We start from the raw sequence: 17,026 nt of genomic DNA, 5'->3' as shown, positions 1-17,026 counted from the left end.
TTGAAACCATGACGGCGGCTGTTTTACCTAAGATAGCACGGCGGCATCAGAGCAAAGGTGCCGCAGCCGCGCAGAGCCGACGCGTATCAGCGGGTCAGCCAGAAGGGTGCAATCTGCGTGCCCTGACCGAGCATGTAGCCGAACTGGATGTTCATGAAACCGAGCGGTTCCAGATAGCGGGCATTGGCAAGACCGCCGGCATTGCGGGCATCAAAGCCGGCTTCACCGGAAACCGAGATGACGGTCTGCTTGGCTTCATCGTCATCGGAGGCAACGAAGGTCTGCACCGGCGTGCCATTGAAGCTCAGGCCCTCAGCATAAAGGTCGGCAAAGACGGTGTTGAACGCCTTGACCACGCGGGCGCCGGGAAGCGCCCTGGCAATTTCCTCTGCTGCCGAATTCTCACCGGAGACGACCAGGCCGGAAAAGTCGCCCTTGATCGGGTTGGTCAGGTCGACCACGATCTTGCCTGCAAAATCTGCCTGATCGGCCAGACCGGCAATAGCGCCGTAAGGCAGGGCCAGGATCACGATGTCCGCCTGTGCGACGGCGGCGGAAATGCCGGCGGCCTGAACGGAGAGACCGTCTTCGGCAAGTTTGGCTGCCGCTGCTTCACCGCCATTACGGTCGGCGACGACAACGCCGTGCTGTGTCTTTGCAAAAGTGCGGGCGAGGCCAGAGCCGATATTGCCGGTACCGAGAATTGCAATGTTCATTTTCATCTCCTTGGCGCTTTCCTGAAGCGCGTTGTCCGTGGGCGTTTGCGCCCTGCGTTGTTCGATGACCAGAAGATGCGCCTTGCTTACAATCTTTAAAAGGGCGAATATGAAGAATGATATTCCTCGTATTGTTCGGAATAAAATATGGATCTGATCGACGGTTTTCGGGTTTTCGTTGCCGCAGTGGAAAGCGGCTCCTTTGCCGCAGCGGGCGAGCGGCTTGGCATTTCGGGAAAGCTGGCCTCGAAATATCTGGGTGAACTGGAAGATCGGCTCGGCGTTCGCCTGCTTCAGCGCACCACCCGCCGCCTGGGCATGACGGTGGCCGGTGAAAACCTCTACGGCCGCCTGCCGCACTGGCTGGATGAACTGGATGAAATCCGCAGCGACCTGAAGGAGAGCGGCTCCGGCCTTTCGGGAACGCTCAGGGTTTCCGCGCCGCTGACCTTCGGCGAACTTCTCGTTCAGCAGATGCTACGCCGGTTTCAGGAGCATCACCCCGACCTGATCGTCGACCTGCGCCTGTCGGACAGTTACGTGGATCTGGCTGCCGAAGGCATTGATACGGCCATCCGCATCGGCAATCTGGCAAATTCCGCGCTGATCGCCCGCAAGCTCGGAGAAACGGCGATGGTGATGGTGGCAACGCCGGCCTATCTGGAGCGCTGCGGCAACCCGCAACGCCCTGAAGACCTTCAACAGCACGAATGCATCCGCGATACCAATCTGAGGACCCCAGGCGGCGGCTGGCCGCTGGTGGACAATGATGAACCTGTCCGCATTCCGGTTCACGGGCATTATCTTGTCAATTCCGCGCGGGTCGCCCGTGATATCTGCCTTGAGGGGCAGGGCATCGCTCTTTGTCCCGATTATGTTGTGGGAGACGACATTGCGTCAGGCCAACTGGTGCAGGTGCTCAAGCCTCACCAACCTGCGCCGCTCGATATTCACGCGGTCTATCTTGAAGGCAGGCGCATGCCGCGCCGGCTGCGCGCCTTCCTTGACTTCCTGAAAACGGAGCCGCTGCGTTTTACCAAGGTCTGAGCCAGCAGACGAAGGCGGGGCTTACCCGTTATACACGGTTCCGTCCTTTGCGCGCCGTCTGCGCCGCCAGCGTGTGCGCCGGGTCTGGGGGTCGGCGGGGTTCGGGACCTTGATTTCGACGGTGAGACCGTTTTCGCGATAGTGCCGCTCGATGGTTCCCTGCAGCTCCCCGATGATGTTGGCATCGATCAGCCGTGTTCCAAAACCCTTGCGTTCGGGTTTGGAAACCGGGGCGGGGCCATGCTCCCGCCAGAAAAGCCTGAGTTTACGCTGCGAACCTGTGCCGTCGTAAAACCATGAAACATCAAGGCTTCCGCCATTGTCCGCCATGCCGCCATATTTCAGCGCATTGGTCGCCAGTTCGTGGAAGGTCAGGCTGAAGGCCTGGGTGGCTTTTTCTTCAAGTTCGACGGCGGGACCCGAAACCTGGTAATGGGTGTCGGCATCACCGAAGACCTGATCGAGTTCCTTCGAAAGCAGTTCCCGAAGGTCGGCCCGCTGCCAGCGTGAGCGGGTCAGTACGTCCTGTGCCGTCGACATCGCCTGAAGGCGGGCAGCGTATGATTCCATGAACTGGTCGAGGGTGTCGGCGTGGTGAGCGGTCTGCCGGGCGATCGCGAGCATGCGGGCAATCGAGTTCTTGATCCTGTGCTTCATCTCCTGAAGCATCAGTTCGCGTTCCTGAAGCGATTTCTGGGTGACGCGCTGGACTTCCCTTGCGGCTGCAAGCGCCTTGATCTGCCACTGTGCGGCAAGAGACAGCGCCACGGCGAGAAGCAGGGCGACGGAGCCGACGACAAAGGGCGTGATATCGAAGGCGGCCTTTTTGAAGGCGGCGCTCGGCGTCATCTTCATAACCCAGGTGCGTCCGGCGATATCGACTTCGCTGGTGATCGCCAGGGTGTTGTCTGCCAGCTCTCTGTCAAAACTTGACGACTTGAACAGCAGCGTATCGGGGGCATCCTGGTCATAGGCTTCGATCGCGACGGGCGATGCCGGCTCATCGTCCATGACGGCGGCGTAAAGGTCCCCGGCGCGGAACGGAGCGTAGATGAAACCGGAAAGCGGCAGGTTGCCTTCGGCATCATTGGGCCCGCCGTCGATCTTGAATGGCAGATAAAGCAGAAACCCGGTCTGCTTTTGCGAGGTGATTTCCTGAACGAGTTGAACGGGTCCACTGGCGCGCGGCGTATCATTGGCAAAGGCAACGGCCATGGCCTCGCGGCGGGCCGGGTCGCTGTACATGTCGTAGCCGATGGCCGCCCGGTTGCGTTCGTCTTCCGGCTCGAGAAGCACGATGGCTGCGCGGAAATCCTGATCGGTTTCCGGCCAGATCTCGATGTTTTCGCCATAAAACCGGGCGATCATGTTCTCGGCATTGGCTTCGTTGCCGGTATAGATCATGCGGGCAAAGCCGATGCCCTGGATCCCGTCATAACGGCCCTCGGTATCCAGCCCGTCGACATAGGTGCGGAAGGCATCGCGATCCACCATGCCGTCAGTTGCCTCGAAAAAGGCCTTGGTGGCTTCCAGCAGCGACATGTGCTGATGGAAACGGCTGACGATCCGGTCGACTGCGTCTCCGGCGACGATTTCGAATTTGGCGCGGCGTTCCACTTCGGAGGCACGGTAGATCGAAAACGACATGCCGAGGCCAATGATCGTTACGACCAGAAAGACCAGAGCCGGCAAAAAGCGGGTCAGCAGGGGAAACCAGTTTGCCCTAACGTTATCGAGAACCTTTCGCATATTTTCGCGGACGCCCAATCTGCAGGCTTGAAAGCCTATTCTGTTTCATTCCATGGGTGGAAATGAGGTGTTTGGTTTTCGGTGATGATCAAGCAGGCTAAACGTTTTGCGCGCAGTTGTCTGGCACCGTGGATGTGTCAGCGCTTACCGGAAGACAAAGCGCTACCGTGTACATTCCTTTTTTTCGATATATTGTCAATCAACCTTTCGCCTCATCAATACAAGCGGTTGAACTGACCGGTCTTACGGAACCACAGCGTTGTCCCGTGCGTTCTATCCACTCAATGACAAAGCAAGCTGAAAGGAGCGAGCTTATGAACTGGGATCGTATTGAAGGCAACTGGAAACAGTTTACGGGAGAAGCACAGGCCCAGTGGGGCAAGCTGACCAATGACGACCTGGATGTCGTTGCCGGTAAACGCGAAAAACTCATCGGCAAGATCCAGGAGCGCTACGGCAAGGAACGTGATGAAGCCGAGCGCGATGTCGACAGCTGGATGTCCCGCATGAACTGATCGCCAAAGCGCGATGTGTGAAAGAGCAGCGGTGAAAAGCCGCTGCTTTTTTATGGATTGCAGACTGATGCTGCTGTTGAAGCAACAAAAAAAACGGCCCCGAAGATGAGGCCGTTTTTTTGTTTTCCGATATCCGTGTTGTTACCTGCTGCGCGCAAAGTTGACGATGACGGCAACGGCGAAGAACAGCAGGAACAGGAAGAAAAGGATCTGGGCAATACCCGCGGATGCACCGGCAATACCGCCGAAGCCGAGGGCGGCGGCAACAAGGGCTATGACCAGAAAAACAGCAGCATAGTAAAGCATGATACGCTCCTTTGTTTCGTGAAAGTAGAACGCCTCACCGTGGGCCGGGTTCCGAGACAAAACAAAAAAGGCGGCCGGAGCCGCCTTTCATGGGAACGTGTGGTTTTCCGGTTGGAAACCGGTCTTCAGGCCGCTTCTTCGTGCGTTTCCTGGAAGAACAGGGCCTGACTGATCAGCGCCTTGACCATGTCCGGATTGAACGGCTTGGTGACGAGGAATGTCGGCTCGGGACGTTCGCCGGTCAAAAGACGTTCGGGAAAGGCGGTGATGAAGATCACCGGAATGGAATCATGTTCCAGAATGTCGTTCACCGCATCGATGCCCGAACTGCCGTCTGCCAGCTGAATATCGGCCAGAACCATGCGGGGCTTGGAGCTGTTGTAAAGCGCGACGGCTTCCTTGTGGGTGCGCGCGATCCCCGTCACCCGGTGACCAAGGCTCTCGACCATCTGTTCGATATCCATGGCGATCAGCGGTTCATCCTCGATGATCATGATATCGGTGGCAACCTGACGGGAGATTTCCGACGAGGCTTCATCGATCAGGCCCGGCACGACATCGGGATCGACTTCCAGAATTGCAGCCGTTTCCTCATGCGAGAAATTTTCCAGCGAGATCAGCAGGAAGGCCTGTCGCGGCTTGGCCGGCAGCGCCATCAGATTGGCGGCGGCGCGCTTTTCCCAGGAGTAGGGCGAGTCGATATTTTCGATCTCGATTGTCGTGGAACCGAAAAGGCGTGAAAAGAGTTTATAAAGTGCAACTTTGTCATCTCCGTCCTCTGGGAAGAGAGAGACGTCCTCGATCAGCGTTTCGAGTACGGCGGCAACATAGGCATCGCCAGAAGTTTGCGATCCGGTCACGGCGCGGGCATAGCGTCTGAGGTATGGCAAATGGGCAGCGATACGGGTTGAAAGCGACATAATTATTCAGTCTCCTGCCTCGGTAGGTCTGTTTGGGAAGGCTCAAAGAGCACTTTCAGTTAACTGCAATGCGCGGGCGTAAAAAAAGTTCCGGCATCGGCGGAACTTTTTCTGAGAGCCGGCGTTTTCGATCAGAACACGCAATTGAGTACTAACGGGATAAAACTGGTGAAAAGCAACAGCAGCCTGGGAAAGGGGCAGGCCATGCCTGGCACGGCCAAAAGCCCGGAAGAGGCAATCAGCCGACGCCTCAAGGCGCTCTATCATGCCGTCGAGCAGGAAGAAATTCCGGATCGTTTTCTTGATTTGCTCGAACGCCTTGATGCGGCCGAGTCCGAATCGACGCGCAGCGCGAAAGGATGACAGCCTTGGTCAGGGATGACGATACGAGCTTCAAGCGCGATATGCTGAAAACCGTGCCGAGCCTGCGCGCCTTTGCGGTGTCGCTGAGCGGGCATCAGGATCTCGCCGATGATCTGGTGCAGGATACGATCATGAAGGCCTGGGCCAAGCAAGACAGCTTTGCCGAGGGCACGAATATCAAGGCGTGGCTGTTCACGATCCTGCGTAATGAATTCTATAGCCAGATGCGCAAGAGCGGTCGCGAAATACAGGATTCCGACAACGTCTTTACCGAACGCCTGTCGACCCATCCGGCCCAGTATGGCGCGATGGACCTGCGCGATTTCCGCAAGGCGCTGAACCGTTTGCCCGATGATCAGCGCGAGGCGATCATTCTGGTCGGGGCTTCCGGCTTTTCCTATGAAGAGGCCGCTGAAATCTGCGAATGCGCCATCGGCACGATCAAGAGCCGGATTGCGCGGGCGCGCGGCAAGCTTCAGGAGCTTCTCGATATCGATGGAGAACTCGACTTCGGGCCGGATGCCAATTCCGCCTCGGTGGTCGGCAGTGCATTCGTGTCGCGGCCGGCATGAGGACATGCGGAACGGTCACTGACCTGTCCATTGATTGATAAATTCGGGGTGCTGCGGTCATCGTGTTCGCAGCGCCCCATTTGCGTATGCCCGAACGGATTTGATTAAATTCAGTTTGCGAGGGAACCTAAGCCAGGATCGGGCGTTCATGAGGGTGACCGGTTTTCTTTGGTCGTCACGGTGATCCGACATTCGGCGGGAGAGTGCGCTCTTTCCGCCATGAAAATAAAGAGCTTTTGAACCAGTGGAACATTTGCCCACCGACATTGTCGACGCGATCAAGGATCAGGACCGACTCAACACGCTTTCGCAGACAATCATGCGCGCCGCCGAAACCGATGAGGACTTCGTCGCCATTGTCGAGGCGGCGGCATTGCGTTTTTCATGCCCCGCAGCCCTTATCCTGATTGCCGATTATGACGAAAATTGGGTGCAGGCGGTTCATGGCATGGCGCCCGAGGTGGTCCCGACGCGCTCGGGCCTTTTCGTTTATCCGCTGGTGCTGAAAACGGATCCGGCTCTGATCCTTAACGATCCGGCCGAGCAGAGCCATCTCACACCGTCCGTTCCCTCGTTTGAAGGCAAGCCTGTCAGGTTTTTTGCAGGTGCACCGATCAAGGTTCACGGCGTCAATGCCGGTTCGCTCTGCGTGATCGATAGCAAGAACCATCACGATATTTCCTCTGAAGATGCCGCGGCATTGCGTCGGCTCGCCAATCTGGCCGGCTCGCTTTATGAGCTGAAGGATGCCGCGCGCGGCAAGGTCTCGGCGGACCTTGCGCTGTCACGTGCCCAGAAGCGCCACTCCATGGCATTGCGGGCCGGCAATATCGCTGCCTGGAGCTGGGACCGGAAAAGCAACACGGTGGAGTGTGATAACGTGTTGCGTGAAATGCTCGGTCTGCCGGTCGGGGAGGTGTTGACTTGGCGCCGCGTTCTGCGCGCCATTGCGCCGGAAACGCGCATTCCGCTGTTGCGCCGGTTCAGGGCGGCGCTTGAGCGCGGAGAGGAATATCAGTGCGAATTCAAGGCTGCAAACACGGGAAAATGGCTGCTGTCGTTGGGCGGCGCTTACGAGAGCGTGCTTTCTCCGGAGGAGAGCGGGTCGGTCTTCGGTGTCGTGGTGGATATCTCCGTCACCAAGGAATCCGAGCAGAAGACGCGACTTCTCCTGCGCGAACTCAATCATCGGGTCAAGAACACGCTGGCGATCGTCCAGTCGATTGCCGGGCAGACATTGCGCAGATCGCGCACGTCGGCTGAATTCAACATGGCGTTTTCCGGCCGGCTGCAGGCGCTTTCGGCAGCCCATACGCTGCTTTCGGATGAGCAGTGGGGTGCCATCGCGCTCGACCGCCTGATGCGCTCACAGATCGCGCCCTATATCGACAGCGGCAGCCGCCAGGTCGATATTCATGGAAGCGCTGTCTATCTCGATCCCGATGAAGCGCTGGCGCTCGGCCTTGTGATCCATGAGCTGGCGAGCAATGCCGCCAAGTTCGGCGCGCTTTCAACGCGGGTCGGCGTTGTCGATATCACCGTCGCCTGCAGCACGGACGGCAATGGCACGCCGCATCTTGAACTCGACTGGGTGGAGGTCGGGGGGCCGCCGGTTATGCCGCCGGAGCAGCGTGGTTTCGGCAGCGTGCTGATCGAGCGCAGCCTCGACAAGATTATCGGCAGCAATGTCGATGTCGATTTTGCCGATACCGGTTTGAGGGTTCACATCAGAATGCCGCTGCGCTTTTGCTGAACCGGTCTGAAAAAGACGTTCCGCTCGACAGCCTCTGAAGCATGCCGTTCCCGTCCTGACACATCAGGGCGGGTTTGTTTTTTTCGTCGTGCCGGCGAAAAAAAAGTGATCGGTGCAGGAACAAGATTCCAGCCGGTACGTTTTGTTGGTGTGATGCAGGTGAGAAGAAAAACGATAAAATATAGTAATAAACAAAGCCTGCGACGAAACACCCAAGAAGAGAGGAGTATTAACATGCTTCGCAAGATTCTTTCGACTACGGCAATTGTTGCGATTGTTTCCACTGGCGCGGCTTACGCGCAGGATTCTGCCAATACCGATACGATGAACAGTGAACCTGCGGCGACCTCCGGCATGGATGCCGGTATGGAAACCGGCGCGACGCCGGTATTCCCCGAGCGCCAGGCTGCTGCGGAAGACGCCAAGGGCTTCTTCGGCGCGACCGACCAGCAGGTGCTGGCAAGTTCGCTTCTCGGCTGGCCCGTTTACGGGCAGAATGCCGGTGAACAGGAGCGCGAGCAGGTCGGCGATATCAACGATATCGTGATGGACTCCGACGGCAGTGCGACTGCTGCCGTGATCGGCGTTGGCGGTTTTCTCGGAATTGGTGAGAAAGAAGTTGCCGTTTCATTCGACCGTCTGAGCTGGCAGCAGGGTGAGCAGGGCAACTGGCTGACCATCGATGCCACGAGCGAGGAGCTCGAAAACGCTCCGGCCTTCGAATATGATGATGCGAACCTGATTGAGGGCGGCACGGCCGCTGTTCAGCAGGAAGCGGATCAGCTGAAGACGGCAACCGGTGACGCTGCCAATAATGTCGCCAACGAAACGCAGGATCTGGCCAACACGGCGGGTAATGCCATGAACGAGGCCGGTGAGGCGGCAGGCAACGCCATGGATGAAATGGTTGCTGGCGTGGACAGCATGGGTGACGACGCCGCTGAAAACATGAATGCGGAAAACCCGATGCTGGAAGGCATGTCGGAAGTCGACATGGCCTCGGTTTCCTTCGATCAGCTTGAGGGCGCATCCGTCCTGAGTTCCGAAGGTGACAGCGTTGGTGAAGTGTCGAATGTCATGACCCATGGCGATCAGAGCCAGAATATTCTGATTGTCGATGTCGGTGGTTTTCTGGGGCTCGGTGAAAAACCGGTTGCAATTTCTGCCGATGCGGTCACGATCATGAGTGACGGGGACGTCTACATCGTAGAGACCCGTTTTGATCGGGAAACGCTGGAAAATCAGCCGGAGTTTTCCGAGGAAGCGTTGAATGAAAACCCTGATGCAGTTCTTCTGAACTGATAAAGGAAGCAGTTCGTTGCGGAAGCCCGTGGTCTTCGGACCACGGGTTTTTTCTGTCTTCAGGGCGGGTGTCAGCCGGCAGGCCTTTCATGCCATTTGCCGCCTTCACCGCGTTGCAGTTCGGGTGTTGAAAAACAGGCCTCTATGGTTTCGGCCAGTGCGGGGTCGTAATCTTGAAGCATCTTGCGGTGTTTGTGCGTCTGCAGCATGGCCGCGCCGATCGCCACAGGGCGGATACCGCATTTTTCAAGCAGAGACAGCCCGGCAAGGATCGACCGACCGGACGAGATCACGTCGTCGATGAGCGCCACGCGCTTTCCCGAAAGAAGCGGCAGCATGCGCGGATCGATGAACAGCCGCTTGTCCTGGTCGGGCGTGGTGACCGAGCTGACCGGCATTGAAAGGGCGTCCTCGTACCAGAATTTTCGGGAATTTCCGAGCGGCACGAAGCGCTCATGTCCCAGCGCTCTTGCCACGCTTGCAGCCAGTGTCAGCCCGAGTGTTGGCAGGCCGACGACAATATCCGGTTTCGCCTGCGCCAGGCGTGCGGCCAGATCGACGGCAAGTGCCTCGGCCACTGCGAACGACGCCTGGTTGATGATCAGCGAGGCAAGGCCCCGCTCGCCGCCGTCCAGCGTCCGGATCGGCAGCAACAGTTGGCGGCCGTCTGCAAGCGTTGCCGGGTAGGCCTTTGTCAGCGGCGCATGCGCGTCGATTGAGTGCGGCGGCAGAAAGTCCTGCCAGAAGTCATGAGGTTGCATGAGGGCGATGTCCATGTTGCGGCGAACGGGCGATGCGGGCGACAGCGTTTAGGGCGCTTTATGCATGTCACGGGGTGTATAAGCGTGAAAAACACACTTGCCCTGCCTTTTATGCTTGGGTAGCCAATAGAGGCAAGTGTGCGGGGAAAGGACGGGGTTCGAATGATCCATCTCTACAAGGCAGGCGGCGTCAAGACGGCCTTGCCGTCAGGTGACGCATCCGAACCCCTTGGTGACGATGTCGTCTGGATCGACATGCTCGATCCGACCGAGGCGGATATGCGCCAAATGGAAACGCTTCTGGGGGTGATGCTCCCGACCCGCGAGACCCTGAAGAATATCGAGCCTTCGAGCCGCTATTACACCGAGGGAAACGCCGTCTATATGACGGCGTCGATCGTGATGAATGTGGATTTCGGCCTTGCCCAGCTCACCGATGTCGGCTTCATCCTCGCCGAAGGCCGGCTGATCACCATCCGCCATGCCGAGCCGAAACCGTTTTTCCTGTTTGCCGCCGACATGAAGCGTCTCGATCTCGGTCCCGGGCAGGGCGTGCGTGTGCTGGCCAATCTCCTCGATACGATCGTTGATCGCACCGCGGAAATTCTGGAGCTTGCGGTGGCCAGGATCGACAACATATCAATTGCCGTTTTCGGGGAGGGCGCGCGCGGACGCCGCCGCCCGCCTGCCGAACTCGAGGAACGGCTGATCGAGATTTCGGCCTGTCACCGGCTGGTGAGCAAGACCCGCGACAGCCTGATCACGCTGGCGCGTCTGTCAACCTATGTGCAGGCGCTCGAACAGGTGCACGGCGACAAACCCGCCAAGGATGTGTGTCGTATCGTCGCCCACGATATCCAGTCGCTCGCCGAGCATGCCAGTTTCGTCTCCTCGAACATCTCTTTCCTGCTTGATTCTTCGCTTGGCCTCGTCAATCTCGAACAAAACAACATCATGAAGCTGTTTTCGGTGGTTTCCGTGGTGTTCGCGCCGCCGATGCTGATTGCCGGTATTTACGGCATGAACTTCGATCGCATGCCCGATCTGCACTGGACCTATGGTTACCCGGCGTCCCTTGCCGCCATGCTGTTGACGGGCGTGCTCGCCATCTACTGGTTGCGTTCGCGCGGCTGGTTCTAGACGATGTCACGAACAATTTTCGTCGTCCGATTGCCGTTCTCCTGCAGCTTGACTAGCATAAGGAGGAAAACTATGGTGCGCGCGACTTGACCGGGGGGTCCCAAAGGCTTTATCGCATTGCTGAAATGTCCACGTATGGTCGGTAACGGCCATGGCGGATTTTTGAGAAAGCGGAAAGTATGGCAGAGGACGGGCAGGAGGACTTGGAAGAGCGCCGCAAGCGGCTTGCCAGTGAACTTGGCGCGCGGCGGAAGAGCCAGGACGGAGAGAGCCGGAAGGCGGCAGGATCGTCTGCCAATGACCGGCGTGAAATGTCGAAGGGGCTGAAGCTTTCGAGCGAATTCATGGCCGCCATCTTCGTTGGTTTCATGCTCGGCTATCTCCTCGACAAGTTCGCCGGGACCAGCCCCTGGGGCATGATCGGCTTTCTTCTCCTCGGATTTGGTGCCGGGGTATTGAATGTATTGCGCTCCGTCGGTTATGTGGCTGAGCCGGAAGACCGTCTGAAGAAGGACGGGAAGTAAATTTGGTTCTGCGCGCATGACCTTAGGGTTGGCCGCGCGCAAGGTGAGAAGAGAGAGCTCAGGTGTCAAACGATCCGACCCATCAGTTTCAGATCCACAGTATCGTTCCGATCAATGTCGGCGGACTGGACTTTTCCTTCACCAACGCATCGCTGTTCATGGCGATTACGGTCGGTGCCGCAGCCGGCTTCATGTTTCTGGCAACATCGAAACGCGGTCTGATCCCGTCGCGCACACAGTCGATCGCGGAACTGCTCTATGAGTTTGTCGCTTCGATGCTGCGGGAGGGCGCGGGGACAAAGGGCATGGTGTTCTTCCCCTTCGTGTTGACGCTGTTCCTGTTCCTGCTGACAGCCAATCTGATTGGCATGTTCCCCTATTTCTTCTCGGTGACGAGCCAAATCGTCGTCACCTTCGCGCTGGCAATCATGGTCATGTGTGTCGTCGTCGGTTATGGCGTCTACAAGCACGGCTTCGGCTTCTTCAAGGTTTTCGTGCCGTCGGGCGTTCCCGCGGCGCTCTTGCCGCTGGTGACGCTGATCGAGATTGTTTCGTTTCTCTCGCGTCCCATCAGCCTGTCGGTTCGTTTGTTTGCCAACATGCTGGCCGGTCACATCACGCTCAAGGTTTTCGCCGGCTTCGTCGTTTCGCTCAGCGCGATCGGCACGATCGGAACCGGCGGCGCGATCCTGCCTCTGGCCATGACCGTCGCTCTGACGGCGCTGGAATTCCTGGTCGCCTTCCTGCAGGCCTATGTGTTTGCAGTCCTGACCTGCATGTATCTCAATGATGCCGTCAACGCAGGCGAACACTAGGGAATAAACTCTGTCGGTTCCCGCTGGACAGCAGGGGCCGGCATCGCTATTAAGCCGCAACAACCCATTCTTTCGAAGGAGTTCTTTTATGGAAGCGGAAGCAGCAAAGTTCATTGGTGCCGGTATTGCATGCCTCGGCATGGGCGCAACCTCCATGGGTCTGGGCCGTATCTTCGGTGACTACCTCACCGGCGCACTGCGCAACCCCTCTGCAGCTGACAGCCAGTTCGGCCGTCTGGTCTTCGGCTTTGCCGTGACCGAAGCGCTCGGCATCTTCTCGCTGCTCGTCGCTCTTCTCCTGCTCTTCGCCGTTTAAGTTTTAAGCGGTCTGACGTTTAGGTCACGGCGTCCGTTTTCGGCGCCGTGTCCACTGTTGTCGAAGACCTTTGGAGGCGAGCATGATTGTGACACCGGCTCTGGCGCAGACCTCGGAAGGCGCAGAAGCGCATACCGAGACGACGCTGGCCGAAATAGAGCATCACGAAGAACAGGTGTTCCCGCCATTTGATTTTGCGACCTTCCCGTCGCAGATCCTGTGGCTGGCCATCACGTTCGGACTCTTCTATCTGATGATGAAGAGGATGATCATTCCGCGCGTCGGCTCCATTCTGGAAGACCGGCATGACCGGATTGCTCAGGATCTCGACGAGGCCGAAAGGCTGCGTAACGAGGCCGATGCCGCGATTGCCGCTTATGAAAAGGAACTGGCCCGGGCGCGCGATGAAGCGCGGTCGATATCGGCGGCTGCCGCCGACAAGGCCCGTGCCGAGGCCGAGGCCGAACGGGCCCAGGTCGAAGGCGAGCTTGGCAAGAAACTGACCGAGGCCAATGCCCGGATCGAAAAGGTTCGCTCTGAAGCGTTGCAGGAAGTCGGCTCCATTGCCGAAGAGACTGCCGCCCAGATCGTGACCCAGCTGATCGGCGGGCGCGTGGCCAAGGGCGATGTCGAAGCGGCCGTTTCATCGGTCAAGGAGGGCTGATCATGTCACTTGATGCGACATTTTATGCCTTTGTAGGCCTGGTTCTGTTCTTCATCGTCGTGGCCTATTTCAAGGTTCCCGGAATTCTGCTGCGCTCGCTTGATTCGCGTGCGGACGAAATTCGCGATGAACTGGCCGAAGCTAAGCGCCTGCGCGAAGAGGCCCAGCATGTGCTGGCCGATTACCAGCGCAAGCGTCGCGAAGCCGAAGACGAAGCCAAGGATATCGTTGCCGCTGCCGAGCGCGAGGCGCAGGCGATCAAGGAAGAGGCGCACCGCAAGACGCAGGAATATGTCGAGCGTCGCACGGCCTTTTCCGAGCAGAAGATTCGCCAGGCCGAGCAGGATGCCATCGAGGCGGTGCGCAGCGCTGCCGTTGATGTCGCCGTGGATGCGGCGCGCATTGTTCTGGAAAAGAAAGCAACCCCGGCAGTTCAGTCGAAGCTGTTTTCCAAATCGGTTGATTCGGTCAAAAAGCGTCTCAACTGAGTGGACCGGCAGGTCGTGCTTTTCAGAATATTTCGGCAAGCGCTCCGGCGCTTGCCGTTTTTCGTTTCCGGCGCCTGAACAGGGCGACAGCAGAAAGATTTCGGGAGTTTCTAAATGGCAGAACGCATTGACGGCAAGGCAATTGCCGCCGGGGTCATCGAGAAAATCAAGACGGCCACGGCAGAGCTCAATACCGCAAAAGGTGTCGTCCCCGGCCTGGCGGTCGTGATCGTGGGCGACGATGCCGCAAGCCACACTTATGTGGCCGCCAAGGGCAAGCGCGCCAAGGAATGCGGCTTTCATTCCGTTCAGGTGACGCTCGATGCCGACACCAGCCAGGCCGATCTGGAAAAGGTCGTTGGCGAGCTGAATGCCGATCCGGCCATTCACGGCGTTCTGGTTCAGCTGCCGCTGCCCGCTCATCTTGACGAATTTCCGGTCATCCAGATGATCCGCCCGGAGAAGGATGTCGACGGGCTTTCGATCGTCAATGCGGGCAAGCTTGCTGTCGGCGACCTGAAAACCGGCCTGATCTCCTGTACGCCGGCCGGCGCGATGATCCTCGTCCGCTCGATCCACGGCGACGATCTTTCCGGGTTGAACGCTGTCGTCGTCGGCCGTTCCAATCTGTTCGGAAAACCCATGGGCCGGTTGCTTCTGCAAGCCAACGCCACGGTCACCATGGCCCATTCGCGCACCGCTGATCTCGCGTCGGTGTGCCGCAATGCCGATATTCTGGTCGCAGCCACCGGCCGGGCGGAGATGGTCAAGGCCGACTGGGTGAAACCGGGTGCTACCGTGATCGATGTCGGGATTACCCGTGTTCCCGCACCCGAGCGCGGCGAAGGCAGAACCCGGCTTTTGGGCGACGTTGATTTTGCCTCCTGCGAACCCGTGGCCGGGGCGATTACGCCTGTGCCCGGCGGTGTCGGGCCGATGACGATCACCATGCTGATGGCCAATACGCTGATCGCCGCCTATCGTGCGGCCGGCCTCGAGGCGCCGCGTTTTTGACGGCGGTGCCTTGCTAGCTGAAGGCCTTGAAGGTGACGAGGGTGAAGGTGTCTTTCACCCCGTCGATCGTCTGCAGACGGCTGGTGACGAAATGGCCGATATCGGTTTCGGCCGGCAGGTAGAATTTCGCCAGAAGGTCGTAATGTCCCGAGGTCGAATAGATTTCCGAGGTTTCCTCAAGCGTGCGCACCACGACATCTGCGACATCATAGGCCTGTCCGGGGTGGCATTTGAACTGCACGAAAATGGTCTGCATGGTTTATCCTGACGCGCTCATGGGGGCGGAGCCTGCGGTCCGCGCCGATTGATATGGATTCCACCTATCGGAAAACCGGGACCATCGCAAATCATGCCATTTTCCGACTTGCCTGAAATGCCACGGTGATCTCAAATCTCCACCTTGATATGCTGTTGAGGTGTTTCACCTGCATATCTCAAGTGGAGGGCAGGCTTCGGTGCGCTTTTGCGGATCGCTGCGGAACAAAGCCTGCCGGGCATGGCGTTAAGGATAAAGACAAGAGGGAGACCAATCATGGCCATTACCGATAAACTCGCAGATCATCTCAAGGACAAGACGCTGGCCGGAACGGGAGCCTTCGTTGCGGGGGCGTGGCGTGAACGATCTGCCGACGGCAAGACCTTCGATGTCACCAATCCCGCCAACGGCGCAGTGATTGCGACACTGCCGAATTGCGGCCGGGCGGAGGTCGATCAGGCTATTGCGGCCGCCCACGAAGCACAGAAATCCTGGGCGAAAAAGACGGCCAAGGAACGCGCCTCCATCCTGCGCGCGCTCTATGACCTGATGGTGGAGAATGCCGACGACCTTGCCACCATCCTCACCATGGAAATGGGCAAGCCCTGGGCAGAGGCGCGCGGCGAGATCCTCTACGGCGCGTCCTTCGTCGAATGGTTTGGCGAAGAGGCCAAGCGTATGTATGGCGACATGATCCCCGGCCACCAGACCGACAAGCGCATCATGGTCATTCGCCAGCCTGTCGGCGTGGTCGGCGCCATCACGCCCTGGAACTTTCCCAATGCCATGCTTGCCCGCAAGATGGCCCCGGCGCTTGCTTCCGGCTGTGCGATGGTGTGCAAACCGGCACAGATGACGCCGCTTTCCGCGCTCGCCATCGCCTGCCTTGCAGAAAGAGCCGGATTGCCCGCGGGGCTTTTATCGGTTGTCACCGCAACCAGTTCCTCGATGGTCGGCAAGGCGTTCAGCGAGGATGACCGTGTCCGCAAGATCACCTTTACCGGATCGACCGAGGTCGGCCGTATCCTGATGCGGCAGGGGGCTGACCAGATCAAGAAGATGAGTCTGGAACTTGGCGGCAACGCGCCGTTCATGGTGTTTGACGACGCCGATCTGGATGCCGCGGTTGAAGGCGCGATTGCATCCAAATACCGCAATGCCGGCCAGACATGCGTGTGCGCCAACCGGCTTTATGTTCAGTCCGGCGTCTATGACGAATTCGCCGAAAAGCTTGCCCGCCGGGTCTCGGAACTGACGGTCGGGGACGGCATGGCCGAGGGCACGGATATCGGCCCGCTGGTTGATGAAGCGGCGGTCGAAAAGGTGAAAGACCACATTGAGGATGCCGTCTCGAAGGGCGCTGAAATCAGGCTTGGCGGCAAAAACCACGAGAAGGGTGGTCTGTTTTTCCAGCCGACCGTGCTGACGGGCGTCACACCGGAGATGAAGTGTGCGCGTGAGGAGACCTTCGGGCCTGTCGCGCCGCTGTTTCGCTTTGAAAGCGAGGAAGATGTGATCGCGATGGCCAACGATACCGAATTCGGCCTTGCCTCCTATTTCTTCTCCCGCGATCTGGCGAAGGTTTTCCGGGTCGCCGAGGCGCTGGAATATGGCATTGTCGGCGTCAATACCGGTCTGATTTCGACCGAAGTGGCACCCTTCGGCGGCATCAAACAGTCGGGAACCGGCCGCGAGGGCTCGAAATACGGCCTCGAGGATTATACCGAGCTGAAATATATCTGCCTCGGCGGTATCGAATAGGTGCTGGACGAAAAAGGGCGGACCGTCAGGGCGTTGACAAAGCT

The 17,026-nt window shown here is 58.5% G+C and carries 20 protein-coding genes; 14 read left to right on the top strand and 6 right to left on the bottom strand.

The genetic code is table 11. The features are described 5' to 3' along the window. Positions 1 to 86: 86 nt before the first annotated feature. Entirely contained in the window at positions 87 to 788 is a 702-nt protein-coding gene (locus ACHZCU_RS04870; RefSeq protein ID WP_394706095.1) for an NADPH-dependent F420 reductase, read from the bottom strand. 75 nt (positions 789 to 863) lie between these two features. On the opposite strand from ACHZCU_RS04870, the gene ACHZCU_RS04865 reads away from it, so the two are divergent. Continuing rightward, complete coding sequence (locus ACHZCU_RS04865) at positions 864 to 1,763, top strand: LysR family transcriptional regulator (protein WP_319517877.1); 900 nt, start codon at positions 864 to 866, stop codon at positions 1,761 to 1,763. A gap of 21 nt (positions 1,764 to 1,784) precedes the next feature. Here the strand turns inward: ACHZCU_RS04865 and ACHZCU_RS04860 are convergent, their stop codons facing one another. Next, positions 1,785 to 3,512 carry a CHASE domain-containing protein gene (locus tag ACHZCU_RS04860; RefSeq protein ID WP_319517876.1) on the bottom strand — a complete coding sequence of 576 codons (1,728 nt, stop codon included), beginning with the start codon at positions 3,510 to 3,512 and terminating at the stop codon, positions 1,785 to 1,787. A gap of 314 nt (positions 3,513 to 3,826) precedes the next feature. Between ACHZCU_RS04860 and ACHZCU_RS04855 the strand changes: the two genes are divergently transcribed. Next, positions 3,827 to 4,027, top strand: coding sequence for a CsbD family protein (locus ACHZCU_RS04855; RefSeq protein ID WP_106303008.1), 201 nt, complete (start codon positions 3,827 to 3,829; stop codon positions 4,025 to 4,027). 141 nt (positions 4,028 to 4,168) lie between these two features. Here ACHZCU_RS04855 and ACHZCU_RS04850 read toward each other — a convergent pair whose 3' ends face one another. Then, complete coding sequence (locus ACHZCU_RS04850; RefSeq protein ID WP_024710220.1) at positions 4,169 to 4,333, bottom strand: DUF1328 domain-containing protein; 165 nt, start codon at positions 4,331 to 4,333, stop codon at positions 4,169 to 4,171. A 125-nt stretch (positions 4,334 to 4,458) separates the two neighbouring features. Beyond that, a complete protein-coding gene (locus ACHZCU_RS04845; RefSeq protein ID WP_106303005.1) occupies positions 4,459 to 5,253 on the bottom strand; it encodes a response regulator in 795 nt (264 codons plus the stop codon). 204 nt (positions 5,254 to 5,457) lie between these two features. On the opposite strand from ACHZCU_RS04845, the gene ACHZCU_RS04840 reads away from it, so the two are divergent. The 4 genes from ACHZCU_RS04840 (at position 5,458) to ACHZCU_RS04825 (ending at position 9,243) form a co-directional block, all read left to right on the top strand. Further along, positions 5,458 to 5,616 (top strand): NepR family anti-sigma factor, encoded by a 159-nt coding sequence (locus tag ACHZCU_RS04840; RefSeq protein ID WP_181190682.1) that lies wholly within the window; start codon positions 5,458 to 5,460, stop codon positions 5,614 to 5,616. Further along, positions 5,613 to 6,188, top strand: a complete 576-nt coding sequence (locus tag ACHZCU_RS04835) for an RNA polymerase sigma factor (RefSeq protein WP_106303002.1) — start codon at positions 5,613 to 5,615, stop codon at positions 6,186 to 6,188. The genes ACHZCU_RS04840 and ACHZCU_RS04835 overlap by 4 nt, the downstream gene beginning before the upstream one ends. Before the next feature lie 244 nt (positions 6,189 to 6,432). Continuing rightward, on the top strand, positions 6,433 to 7,941 hold the full coding sequence (locus ACHZCU_RS04830) for an HWE histidine kinase domain-containing protein (protein WP_319517875.1): 1,509 nt from the start codon (positions 6,433 to 6,435) through the stop codon (positions 7,939 to 7,941). 105 nt (positions 7,942 to 8,046) lie between these two features. Further along, positions 8,047 to 9,243 (top strand): PRC-barrel domain-containing protein, encoded by a 1,197-nt coding sequence (locus ACHZCU_RS04825; protein ID WP_319517874.1) that lies wholly within the window; start codon positions 8,047 to 8,049, stop codon positions 9,241 to 9,243. A 71-nt stretch (positions 9,244 to 9,314) separates the two neighbouring features. Here ACHZCU_RS04825 and ACHZCU_RS04820 read toward each other — a convergent pair whose 3' ends face one another. Continuing rightward, complete coding sequence (locus tag ACHZCU_RS04820; protein WP_319517873.1) at positions 9,315 to 10,004, bottom strand: phosphoribosyltransferase; 690 nt, start codon at positions 10,002 to 10,004, stop codon at positions 9,315 to 9,317. 162 nt (positions 10,005 to 10,166) lie between these two features. Between ACHZCU_RS04820 and ACHZCU_RS04815 the strand changes: the two genes are divergently transcribed. The 7 genes from ACHZCU_RS04815 to ACHZCU_RS04785 all read left to right on the top strand — a co-directional run bounded on the left by ACHZCU_RS04815 (position 10,167) and on the right by ACHZCU_RS04785 (position 14,965). Further along, positions 10,167 to 11,144 carry a magnesium transporter CorA family protein gene (locus ACHZCU_RS04815; RefSeq protein ID WP_319517872.1) on the top strand — a complete coding sequence of 326 codons (978 nt, stop codon included), beginning with the start codon at positions 10,167 to 10,169 and terminating at the stop codon, positions 11,142 to 11,144. A 179-nt stretch (positions 11,145 to 11,323) separates the two neighbouring features. Next, positions 11,324 to 11,668 carry an AtpZ/AtpI family protein gene (locus tag ACHZCU_RS04810; protein ID WP_106303292.1) on the top strand — a complete coding sequence of 115 codons (345 nt, stop codon included), beginning with the start codon at positions 11,324 to 11,326 and terminating at the stop codon, positions 11,666 to 11,668. Positions 11,669 to 11,730: 62 nt separating this feature from the next. Then, positions 11,731 to 12,483, top strand: a complete 753-nt coding sequence (locus tag ACHZCU_RS04805; protein ID WP_106302987.1) for a F0F1 ATP synthase subunit A — start codon at positions 11,731 to 11,733, stop codon at positions 12,481 to 12,483. Positions 12,484 to 12,571: 88 nt separating this feature from the next. After that, on the top strand, positions 12,572 to 12,799 hold the full coding sequence (locus tag ACHZCU_RS04800; protein ID WP_018063478.1) for a F0F1 ATP synthase subunit C: 228 nt from the start codon (positions 12,572 to 12,574) through the stop codon (positions 12,797 to 12,799). A gap of 82 nt (positions 12,800 to 12,881) precedes the next feature. Further along, entirely contained in the window at positions 12,882 to 13,463 is a 582-nt protein-coding gene (locus ACHZCU_RS04795) for a F0F1 ATP synthase subunit B (protein ID WP_319517871.1), read from the top strand. 2 nt (positions 13,464 to 13,465) lie between these two features. Continuing rightward, entirely contained in the window at positions 13,466 to 13,951 is a 486-nt protein-coding gene (locus ACHZCU_RS04790; protein WP_106302981.1) for a F0F1 ATP synthase subunit B, read from the top strand. A gap of 114 nt (positions 13,952 to 14,065) precedes the next feature. Next, positions 14,066 to 14,965, top strand: coding sequence for a bifunctional methylenetetrahydrofolate dehydrogenase/methenyltetrahydrofolate cyclohydrolase (locus ACHZCU_RS04785; RefSeq protein WP_319517870.1), 900 nt, complete (start codon positions 14,066 to 14,068; stop codon positions 14,963 to 14,965). Between the two features lie 13 nt (positions 14,966 to 14,978). Here the strand turns inward: ACHZCU_RS04785 and ACHZCU_RS04780 are convergent, their stop codons facing one another. Then, positions 14,979 to 15,221 (bottom strand): Lrp/AsnC family transcriptional regulator, encoded by a 243-nt coding sequence (locus tag ACHZCU_RS04780; RefSeq protein ID WP_106302975.1) that lies wholly within the window; start codon positions 15,219 to 15,221, stop codon positions 14,979 to 14,981. Between the two features lie 276 nt (positions 15,222 to 15,497). On the opposite strand from ACHZCU_RS04780, the gene ACHZCU_RS04775 reads away from it, so the two are divergent. Further along, positions 15,498 to 16,982 (top strand): NAD-dependent succinate-semialdehyde dehydrogenase, encoded by a 1,485-nt coding sequence (locus tag ACHZCU_RS04775; RefSeq protein ID WP_319517869.1) that lies wholly within the window; start codon positions 15,498 to 15,500, stop codon positions 16,980 to 16,982. Positions 16,983 to 17,026 lie beyond the last annotated feature (44 nt).

Source organism: uncultured Martelella sp., from assembly GCF_963677965.2.
Classification (GTDB): domain Bacteria; phylum Pseudomonadota; class Alphaproteobacteria; order Rhizobiales; family Rhizobiaceae; genus Martelella; species Martelella mangrovi.
Note: the sequence above shows the minus strand (reverse complement) of the source record. Positions and strands in the feature narration are given on the sequence as shown.

Bases quoted from the DNA above. Each gene is read 5' to 3' on its own strand.
- ACHZCU_RS04795 (WP_319517871.1), top strand. From the start codon at position 12,882: ATGATTGTGACACCGGCTCTGGCGCAGACCTCGGAAGGCGCAGAAGCG.
- ACHZCU_RS04860 (WP_319517876.1), bottom strand. From the start codon at position 3,512: ATGCGAAAGGTTCTCGATAACGTTAGGGCAAACTGGTTTCCCCTGCTG.
- ACHZCU_RS04840 (WP_181190682.1), top strand. From the start codon at position 5,458: ATGCCTGGCACGGCCAAAAGCCCGGAAGAGGCAATCAGCCGACGCCTC.
- ACHZCU_RS04810 (WP_106303292.1), top strand. From the start codon at position 11,324: ATGGCAGAGGACGGGCAGGAGGACTTGGAAGAGCGCCGCAAGCGGCTT.
- ACHZCU_RS04835 (WP_106303002.1), top strand. From the start codon at position 5,613: ATGACAGCCTTGGTCAGGGATGACGATACGAGCTTCAAGCGCGATATG.
- ACHZCU_RS04820 (WP_319517873.1), bottom strand. From the start codon at position 10,004: ATGCAACCTCATGACTTCTGGCAGGACTTTCTGCCGCCGCACTCAATC.
- ACHZCU_RS04790 (WP_106302981.1), top strand. From the start codon at position 13,466: ATGTCACTTGATGCGACATTTTATGCCTTTGTAGGCCTGGTTCTGTTC.
- ACHZCU_RS04845 (WP_106303005.1), bottom strand. From the start codon at position 5,253: ATGTCGCTTTCAACCCGTATCGCTGCCCATTTGCCATACCTCAGACGC.
- ACHZCU_RS04815 (WP_319517872.1), top strand. From the start codon at position 10,167: ATGATCCATCTCTACAAGGCAGGCGGCGTCAAGACGGCCTTGCCGTCA.
- ACHZCU_RS04850 (WP_024710220.1), bottom strand. From the start codon at position 4,333: ATGCTTTACTATGCTGCTGTTTTTCTGGTCATAGCCCTTGTTGCCGCC.
- ACHZCU_RS04865 (WP_319517877.1), top strand. From the start codon at position 864: ATGGATCTGATCGACGGTTTTCGGGTTTTCGTTGCCGCAGTGGAAAGC.
- ACHZCU_RS04855 (WP_106303008.1), top strand. From the start codon at position 3,827: ATGAACTGGGATCGTATTGAAGGCAACTGGAAACAGTTTACGGGAGAA.
- ACHZCU_RS04800 (WP_018063478.1), top strand. From the start codon at position 12,572: ATGGAAGCGGAAGCAGCAAAGTTCATTGGTGCCGGTATTGCATGCCTC.
- ACHZCU_RS04785 (WP_319517870.1), top strand. From the start codon at position 14,066: ATGGCAGAACGCATTGACGGCAAGGCAATTGCCGCCGGGGTCATCGAG.
- ACHZCU_RS04780 (WP_106302975.1), bottom strand. From the start codon at position 15,221: ATGCAGACCATTTTCGTGCAGTTCAAATGCCACCCCGGACAGGCCTAT.
- ACHZCU_RS04775 (WP_319517869.1), top strand. From the start codon at position 15,498: ATGGCCATTACCGATAAACTCGCAGATCATCTCAAGGACAAGACGCTG.